This is a genomic window from Limosilactobacillus reuteri, from assembly GCF_013694365.1.
Lineage (GTDB): Bacteria > Bacillota > Bacilli > Lactobacillales > Lactobacillaceae > Limosilactobacillus > Limosilactobacillus reuteri_E.
The window spans coordinates 1,152,451-1,161,815 of record NZ_CP059275.1 but is presented as its reverse complement, the minus strand read 5'-3'; the positions used below and the strand labels follow the sequence as shown (position 1 = coordinate 1,161,815).

At 34.9% G+C, this 9,365-nt stretch carries 6 protein-coding genes and 1 pseudogene; 1 reads left to right on the top strand and 6 read right to left on the bottom strand.

Annotated elements, in window-relative coordinates; genetic code table 11:
• Nucleotides 1-59 precede the first annotated feature (59 nt).
• A pseudogene (locus tag HHK02_RS12615) lies at nucleotides 60-167 on the top strand (IS30 family transposase); the annotation flags it as partial.
• 21 nt (nucleotides 168-188) lie between these two features.
• Here the strand turns inward: HHK02_RS12615 and HHK02_RS06805 are convergent.
• From HHK02_RS06805 to HHK02_RS06780, 6 genes are read right to left on the bottom strand one after another with little or no spacing between them, the layout of a single operon-like run.
• Nucleotides 189-1,031: a class I SAM-dependent methyltransferase gene (locus tag HHK02_RS06805; protein WP_181462197.1), complete on the bottom strand. Its 843-nt coding sequence runs from the start codon at nucleotides 1,029-1,031 to the stop codon at nucleotides 189-191.
• Nucleotides 1,032-4,385: a DEAD/DEAH box helicase family protein gene (locus tag HHK02_RS06800; RefSeq protein ID WP_181462196.1), complete on the bottom strand. Its 3,354-nt coding sequence runs from the start codon at nucleotides 4,383-4,385 to the stop codon at nucleotides 1,032-1,034. It abuts the gene before it with no gap.
• Complete coding sequence (locus HHK02_RS06795) at nucleotides 4,386-6,356, bottom strand: DUF262 domain-containing protein (RefSeq protein ID WP_181462195.1); 1,971 nt, start codon at nucleotides 6,354-6,356, stop codon at nucleotides 4,386-4,388. It lies immediately after the preceding gene.
• Nucleotides 6,357-6,959, bottom strand: a complete 603-nt coding sequence (locus HHK02_RS06790) for a hypothetical protein (RefSeq protein WP_152698100.1) — start codon at nucleotides 6,957-6,959, stop codon at nucleotides 6,357-6,359. It lies immediately after the preceding gene.
• On the bottom strand, nucleotides 6,960-8,372 hold the full coding sequence (locus tag HHK02_RS06785; protein ID WP_181462194.1) for a hypothetical protein: 1,413 nt from the start codon (nucleotides 8,370-8,372) through the stop codon (nucleotides 6,960-6,962). It abuts the gene before it with no gap.
• Complete coding sequence (locus tag HHK02_RS06780; RefSeq protein WP_152720994.1) at nucleotides 8,373-9,341, bottom strand: IS30 family transposase; 969 nt, start codon at nucleotides 9,339-9,341, stop codon at nucleotides 8,373-8,375.
• Nucleotides 9,342-9,365: the final 24 nt, after the last annotated feature.

The following is a 9,365-nucleotide window of genomic DNA, read 5'->3' as shown; positions in this document are numbered from 1 at the left end:
CATCAGGTATCATATTAAGTGAACCAAACCTATATGAAAGGATGTCCGTCAAATGACGCAAAATAATGAGTTACCGGAACAACATTCCTCGCAAATCATTGGGCTATCAAACACCTTACGAGGTATTCATGAAGTATGTCACTGATGAGCAACTACTTTTTTTCTAACTTAAATTGACATTTCGGGAACTAATCCATCTCCTTTACGTGAGTTTCAATAAATTCAATCTCCTGCTGATTGAGATCATATTTTTTATAAAGTTGCTGATCAATATCCTGAATAGACTTTGACCAGTCTATACCAGAATCTTGGGTAAAATCTTGCAATGGAACGAGTCTCCAAACAGGTTTATTTCCATTTTGTGTAATTTTAAGTATTCCTAGCATTAAACGACATAATTTGGTCTTAATATATTTGGCTAGGTTCATTGCCTCTATTTGTGAACTACAGTTACCAATTTCAATAAACGTTTCTGTAGATCCAGTACCCGGCCCTATAACTTCAGGATGACTAATTTTTTCACCTAATTCACCAGTACCATTGGCCTGTGGAACAACTACTTTCCATTTATCTGTGTTGTCAACAGGATTAATATATTGAGACTTGATATATCTAAATACTCTTTTACCATTAATTCTGCCTAAAATTCTGATATACTCTTGTCCATCCTCTGGCCTATGATCAGAAAATAATTCTGGTAATCTTTCAAAAATATTAGACGATACATCATAATCATGCCCTTTGCTTAATTTATCATGAGCTTCTGGATTTTCTTGATGCATTTTATCCGTAAATCTATATGCAGTACGAGAATAAATTATTTCTGATAAAGACACAAAATTGCTATTTTGAGTAACTTTCTTCATGATTGTATTAACAATTGGATATGGAGAAAATACACCTATTGGTCCTAGAATACGACTATCATCTCTATAAGAAACTGCAATTCCACCTTTAATATCAGTGCCGTGAAAAACCTTTGAACTATCTTGTTCATAATAAACAATCTTCAAATGTGGATCATTTAACATCTATTCCTCCTCTCCAAACTCGCGTTGCACTACATCTTGTAAAGTGCCTTCTTGTGCATATTTGGCTGCGTCAATTTGCTTAAAATGTTTCTCCATCAAGGAATCTTTCATAGCTTCATCAAAGCCAAAAATGTAGTTAGTTGCTATCAGGTAAATAATCCGTGTTGGAGCAAAACCATAAACCTGATGCTCCATAATATGCTTAATTCGTTCATGATCATTCGGGAAGAGCTGTTTCAGCTTCTCACTACGGAATAGGCGCTTTACAATTTCCGTAATATATAGTCCGGACTTCATGTAGAGATCGGCAAAAGTCTTATCAGGATCATCAAAAATCCCTGGATTATTTGCTTCTAGATCGTCAACCATATGCTTAACAACAGCTTTAGGCGTGTAAATCTGGTTAGTCTTTTGAGGCGGAATATAATCAAAAATATCCTCTTTACTATTATCTTCGAAGTAGTTGCTTAGTTCTTTATTTTTCTCCAAAAACTGCTGAATCGAATCGTTAAATACTACTTCATCAAATAAATGACCATCAAAGTGTTTCTTTTCATTTGTTTCAGCATCTACATAATCGCCACCATCACGTAAAAATCGGAATTGTTCCTCTGTAATGCCAGTGACTTCTTTAAAGACATCATCTTCCGTGTAATCATCGAAATTTCGAAGTGTTAGGTTCTTATCACCATAAGCCATAATAAAGCTAGGAATTGTACGAGAAAATCCACGCAAATGTGCCCGGGCATCTTCTTCAACATTATTTAGTTTCTTTTGCTCTTCATTCTTTTCAACTCGTTCGACTACTTTGGCTGGAACATCTTCAATGGTCTTTTCTACATGTTGTTTCATTGTCTTATTAAAATTATCAACAATGTCCTGAACAGCAGTTTCATATTTAGCCTTAGCTTCATTCAACTCATCTTGATTACGTGCAGCAGATTGTTCTTTCTTGTAATTTACGTCTGCAATATTCTTCTGATCATTAAATTCATCGGCCAGCTTATTTAGCTCTTGCTCGGTTTCTTTTTCAATTTGTTTTTGTTGCTTATTCGCTTCATGCTTAGTCAATCCGTAATCACTGCTAACCCGATTAATAACTTCCTTATTCAAGGAACCATTAACCTGCTTAGAAATGGCTTTAGCTGCCGACTTAAAGTCCGTACTCTCAGTATCAGATACAGAGTCAACTAACTGACTCCCCATATCAGAATAAAGTTTATCACCGAAGAGTTCTTTAGATTTCCCAATGACCCGTTCTTTAGGAACTTCAACTTTCCCCTCATCATTAAAAGAAATATCTTCAGCCCCCTCAATAGAGTTCTGATTTGATTTCTGTACTTTGCCTTCTTTAGCCGTTACTAAACCATTTAGAATTTCTCGTACTTCAGTTGGAGCAGCAAAAATACGAGAAATATTGGTGAAGAGGAAGTTACTCATAAAGCCGCGTTTTACGACCTCTTGAGATTTTAATTGGCGAGGAATAGACATCACCTGTTTTGCATCAAGCTCTACCATGCGACCGTTATCATCTTCACCAATAACTGGGAAAAAGTTCAACAACTTACAGATATTTGCCTCATGCTCTGCAGCGGTTCCCTTACCATTAGATGTTTCTGCCATCAAGTCGTTAGCAAATTCGTCAAAAATAGTTAGGGTTCGTGTTGGGTCGAAATCGAAAACATAAGCATTCTCTTTTTGAACCAATTGCCCGTTACGTTCAAAAGTGTAGGGATTCTGTGCTCTAAAAGCAGCCTGCATGTATTCCGCGGGGCTCTTCATACTTGAAAGCATCAAAACAGCTGACCATAGCTTAACCGTGACACCGGTGGTTAACTGACCAACACTTAAAGTAATAGTCTTATCAAATTCTTTCGTTGCTCTTTGTACTTTATCAAAAGCCTTCTCATTGACTTTATCCAACTGATCTTCATCAAGTTGATCATCATCGAGTTTGCCGTCTCCAGCAGCTAAAATAACCTTATAATCTTTAAAGACTGGGAAACGCTCATGATCATTAAGTTTCTTGGCTAGAGCCTTAGCACTATCAACTCGATTTAATAACCAAAAAGTATGCGCTAACTCTTCACGAAGTTCTGGAGTAGAGAATGGATACTTTTCACCTGTGGTTAATAAGTCTAGAAAATGATCAACTGCTTCATCATAAACAAATTTTCCACCTTGTGTTCTAAAGAATTCGTTAAGATCAAATGCAGGAGCTGCCTTATCACCATTTTCCAATTCAACACCCTGCTTTAAGGTATCAGCCATCATTTCGGAAAGTTGGTAAGTGAACATGTTCAAGCGTGGCATTACTGCATATGGATTACTACCGCCCTCATCATCATTCCAATCTGCCTTAGCCTGCTGTTCATCGGCATATGACCAGTTATAGATTTGATCAGCAGCAAATTTTCCTCTAGCTAGTGCCTTAAAGGGTGTACCTGTCAAATGAAGAGTGTACTTCCGATTAATCTTATCAAAGGCTTTATCAGTTTTGTAAGTGTCTACTCCTTCATGAGCTTCATCAATAACTAACAAATCCCAATCCAGGTCCTGAATCCACTTCAACTTGTCGTAATCGCCACCAAAATAAACTGATCCCTTCAGGCCTTGGAGGCTTTCAAAAACAACCTGTCCATAATCATTACCATCAGAAATAGAATTAATAAATTCCTTCCGAGAAAGAACAGGCTTATTTTTTAATGCATCTGTTTCACTAACAAACTTAAGATTTGTTTGCCATGCAATAAACTTATCAAAATCATCAAACCATGAGTTAGCAATACTAGGCCGATTAGTTACTACCAATACATTCTGCATTTGCATCTGACGAACAAGGTCATAAGCCGTCAACGTCTTACCAAAACGTGGCTTAGCGTTCCATAAGAACTCACTACCTTCACCATTTTTAAGAAAATAGGCAATAGTTTTATCAACGGCTGCTTGTTGTTCTTTACGTAGCTCATATTGAACATGTTTCTCATTGCCCTGTACATCTTCATAATCGCGATCTGCGAACTGATGAAAATAGCGATGGGAAGTCGGACCATCGATGTGAAACCATTCTGTTTTTGGTTTTCTTTCAATATGACGTTTTTGAGTTAAATAATCATGAAACTCGTGATCAGTAAACGTTTCATCGGTACCATCTTCATAACGGGCATTTCCTTTCCAAAGCAATTTTACTTTGGCATCAACTGTATGGCTTTGCTGTTTAATCCGATCTTCTACTGATTGAGATGCTGTATAACCAATCTTAGTCCAACCATTATGTGAGATGTCATTGGGAGTAGTATAGGCATAAATCATTGGAATGATTCGTTTGAATGATTTAATTTTAGGTACATTCATTTACTTTACAGCATAAGAAACTTGATCAGTAATATCACAAATTTCAGAGATTTTAGCAATAATGGCCAAAATAACCGTCGCAGAGAAATTAGTTTCAATCATAGTACCGTTCTCCAATTTTTCTGGTGTATTTCCTGTTCTAAAAAGCATTCGACTCAACTGACGATTTTCTTTAATGCGATCAAAGTTAAGACTATCTTTATTCCAAATATCATTAAGAAAAATCACAAGCATCTGTCGCCAAGTTTTCACTGGGTGTTCATTTCCACTAATAGTAATTTGAACTGGCTTTTTACCTGTAACATCTGTAGTCTGATCAATTGTGTATTCACCAGTAACTTCTTCTTCACTAATTTCTTTAATGTGTGGCATCGGAAAAATTTTAATTAGTTCTCTAGTCAGCTTTTCCGTTCGGTCAATAATGGCATCCTTTCCCCATTTATCATAAGTTTCAGCAACCTCTCGAGTAAGTGAAACATTTGAATCCTTATAGAATTCCTTCTTTTCACTATAGGGTTTATTACTCATTTCTTGATTATATTTTGTAAGTGTAAGATTACCAAGTATACCACCATATTGCTCTTTAACTTTATCGGCATTAGCAACTTGAAGACGCCATTCAGCATTAAGGCGTTGAGGCATAATATGTTCAACCTGAGCATCATCAAAGTTAATTGTTTCCCGAGTTCGATGCTCCTCAAGAATTATCAGAGATAACTTAGCCATATGATTTCTTTGATGATACAAGTCCACTTCTATCAAGCTATCCAATAATTTACGATCATCAGGAAAACTTGACTTCAACAATCTAAGTAATCTAAGTTTTAAATTTCCATCTTCTTTTGATAAATCACATAGGCCTACAACTACTTTATTCAGTCTGTTTGTTGCTAATTTACATACTTTTATCCGAAAAAGATAACTTTCTAAAATATGAGCTAATTCATTTGCTTCTTTCTGATCAATTTGCTTAGAATTAACCAAATCCATTAGTAGCATTAAATACGGGTAAACAACTTTACTGTCCATCACGTTAATGTGTTCCATAATTCTATTGAATTCATAGTCATTAGAATTATGGTTTAAAATTTGATCATAATAATTAGCAAACTTAAAAAGATCAGCTAAAGCATCATTTGAACTTAATTGATTGGAAACAAAATAATCCTTGTAACCGCTATAAACACTGTTCTTTTTTACTGAAATATGCGTCTTAACGACCAGATAGTGACGAATAAACTCCGCAAAAGTTGGAGTTGCAAACATCCGCTCAATTTTAACCCAATATTTTTTGTAGAGCTCTTCCTGTTGCTGTGAATCGAGCTTCATCAACAGAAAATTTCTTACTAAATCTGATGGTGACAATGAAACGCCAGTAGAGTTTAAGCTTTCGAAAATAACTTGAGGATTTTCTTCATTAGAATCACCACTCAACTCAATATAAACCATATTAAAATGATTCATCGCTTCGTATAGTTCATCACTGCCAATATCGCTATCCTCAATCAGCTTTCGAAAGAATTTATAGTTGTCGATGACTTTTGACGGCTTATCAAAGTCAGTCATATTGTTCATAACAGAATCAAACGCTTCATAATCATGCTCAACCGGCTTCAATTTTAAGTGATTGTTATCATCTAAATACTTATTAGTTAAATATTCTTCTTCAATCTCATCTCGATCCTGTTCGTCAGCATCTGATAAGGCTTTTAACAATAGGGTTAAACTAGTGAGTCTTTGCTGACCATCAATAATGCGGTAAATATGACTCATCTTATTACCAGTTTCGGTTACATAAACGATTGCTCCAATAAAATGATCAGTATTAGTTTGTGCTGCAACTGTTAAGTCTTTAAATAGCTGCTCACATTGGTCTTTATCCCACTCATAATTTCTTTGGAAAACTGGGATTTCAAAAATAGTTTTACTACTTCCCAGAAAATCAAATAGGTGGATGCTATCTGCTTTCACTCAATATGGAAGAGTCCTATGTTTAGTATTGAGGTTATCTTGAATCACCTTATAAGTTTGCTGGTGTTTCTTATTAAGATCTGTTGTGTCTAAAATCAAAATTTCATCAATATATGGGTAAAGTTTTTCTGGGATATCATTAAAATCATTAGTGGTTATTAGGATATTCTTTTTGGCCTTAGAATTATTCAATGTAGCACAGAATTTTGAAAAATCTTTATTATGTAATACAGATTCTACAGGGTGAAAAATCGCAAAATCCATATTAAATCCAAATGCAAAATCTTTATTTCTTTTCCACTGCAAAAATTTAATACTCAATCCATTAATATTGAATGAATCACTCAAATTTAATTTGCCAATACTGGTAGTACGAAGGCCTTTACGCAGGAACTCTTCTTCATAGGAAACTGTTGTATTTCCGATAACAAGAACTCCTTCATAAAAATTCTTTAGGTCTTTTAAGCATTCAAACGTTAATAGTAGTTTGTCATCATCAAAATACCCACGGATCAAAATATTATGTGTTTTCTCATCTAGTAATAATTTTTCAAATCTATCAATAAATTCTTCTAACTTCAACTTTTGAATCTCATTAGCCAATTATTCTAGTTCTTTAATAAAATCTTGTAGTATATTCGCGTAAACTTTTGAAATTCCTATTAAATGCTCACTATTATTTTCTTTCGATAAAACATTATGGAACTCTTCTGATTTTATTACTTTAACAATTTTTTTAAGAGACGATTTTAATAAAGTGATGCTTCTTAGTCTTTGATAAAAATATGCATAAATTTTTATACTTTCTTGGTAACTTAAATCTCTAGCTAAATCAAGTTTTTTCTCGTTAAGATCAGAAATATCTATTTCTTCATTTGGAATTATCGATACGTGCCCAAAATTTGGCGTACCTTCCACGATATTTACAACACCAATAAGCATGGCATCCTCATTAGTATTTTGAATAAAAGTATAAGCACAGTTAATCAAGTAATCCAAACGTCCAATAGTAATGCCATCTGCCTTAGGAAATAATACATTTACTGCTGTATCCATAGAATGATGATACTCATGATGTCTTATTTCTCGGACGAATTGTTTCATTAAACTAATGGTTTGTTTGTAAGTCTCATTTTTTTCATTAAAATCATTCGAAGTTAAGCGAAAGTTTGTATTCTTAAGATCTTTACTATAAGGATTCTTACACGATAAAAGACATTGTATAAATTGCTTATTGATGTAATCCAGTGCTTTAATATTCATTAAGTTATTGCTAACAAGACTATCCAAAGAATCAACACATCTATAATAAATAAAACTATCGTCATTGTTTAAAGCATCATTTTCTACATAAGAGGTTAAAGTTTTAGTAAGAATGTCCCAGTTTCTTTTGGAAACTGCATCTCCTTTCAAGTATTTTTCAATACAATATCTGTAAAAATCTTCATCAAACGAAGATCCATAATTTAATTTTAAATCTGGTATAGCATTTGCTAACAATGCACAAAATCCATAAAATTGAGGAGACGATTCATCTCTATAATTTAATGCTGCTTTTTTCCAAACTTCATAAAATATTTTAGGATTAAACATAGAAGAATTCTTATTTGCAGAGCATCCGTAATCTAAAAACAATTGCCAATAAAAAGATTGCTCACTTAGTTGATATTTTGGTAATGTCAATAATGCTTTTTGCTCTTCTATAGCTTTATCATTCCCTAGCCCATCAATATCGACCCAATCTATATATTTTTTTACTAGATTTATTAAAAGATATATAACTACTGCAAATGCAATTATGAAAAATAGGGATAATTGAGGAAAAATTTGATCCATAGTAATAAAAATAATAATCAAAATAATATAATTAAGTATATTATCGAAATGTATTATTTGCTTTTTGAGTACCTTCCTTGCCCATCTATCTTCACTAGCATTCTCACTCACCTTTGAATCTAACAGCATTATTGCTATAGGAATAAGTAGAGAAATTATTAAGGATACAACACCCAACACTTAGAAAAAAGGTGAAAGTTGTTCATTCGTGACATAACCCATGAATACCTCGAGTGGTGTGCGGTAATTAAGTGACTTCCGGGGAATATTATTCCATCGATGCATCAGTTGAATAACTAACTCATCAGATAAGTGGCAAAAATCCATGCGTTTACTAAGACCATCACGACGTAAGATGCCGTTATTGTTCTCATTGAGTCCACGCTGATTAGGAGCACCGACTTCCGCAAAGTAGGTGTGCAGATCATGCTTGTTAGCGATCTCTTTCCAGCCCGCAAACTCCCTGCCATTGTCAAAAGTAATCGACTTAAACAGATGACGTGGCAGTTTTGATAGCCATTGATCGAGGTGCTGATTAATCGCATCTGCCGACTTATGGTGAACGTTAAGGACAATCATGACTTTGGATTGACGTTCAACCAAGGTCATGACTGCTCCTTGATGGGCTTTCCCTTGAACAGTATCGGCTTCCAAATGACTAAATTCTTCTTGGTAGTGAGGAAAGTCTTGGTAGCGTTGGTGGATACTGCGTCCTAGTTGCCCATTCTTGCCCCGACGTTCCACATAGCCGTTGGGATGGCGTTTTCCCTTCATCGGTAGCTGCTTAACGGAAAAAACATACTGGTTGCGAGCAAACATGCGATAAAGGGTGCGCATACTACAGTTAAGCGGGCGTTCACTTCGACCAATGATAGTATCAGGAGTCCAACCAGCTTTGATTCGCGCATGGATATAATCAACCTCGACAGTTGGCAGTTGGGTCTGCTTCCGACCACAACGATGCTTATGTCGCTGATAAGTCTGAAGGTATTGGGCGATAGTTTTACCATCATTAAGGAAACGATAAACACGGTAGATAGTTTCTTGACTGCGTTGAAGCAATTTCGCAACTCGATAGGCTTTAGTACCTTGATGCCAAAAATCAGCTATGAGGGTCAGTTCGCTTGTGGTAAGATGTTTATAGGTCATTCACAAATGGCTTTTTATTTTTTC

Bases quoted from the DNA above. Each gene is read 5' to 3' on its own strand.
- HHK02_RS06780 (WP_152720994.1), bottom strand. From the start codon at position 9,341: ATGACCTATAAACATCTTACCACAAGCGAACTGACCCTCATAGCTGAT.
- HHK02_RS06800 (WP_181462196.1), bottom strand. From the start codon at position 4,385: ATGAATGTACCTAAAATTAAATCATTCAAACGAATCATTCCAATGATT.
- HHK02_RS06805 (WP_181462197.1), bottom strand. From the start codon at position 1,031: ATGTTAAATGATCCACATTTGAAGATTGTTTATTATGAACAAGATAGT.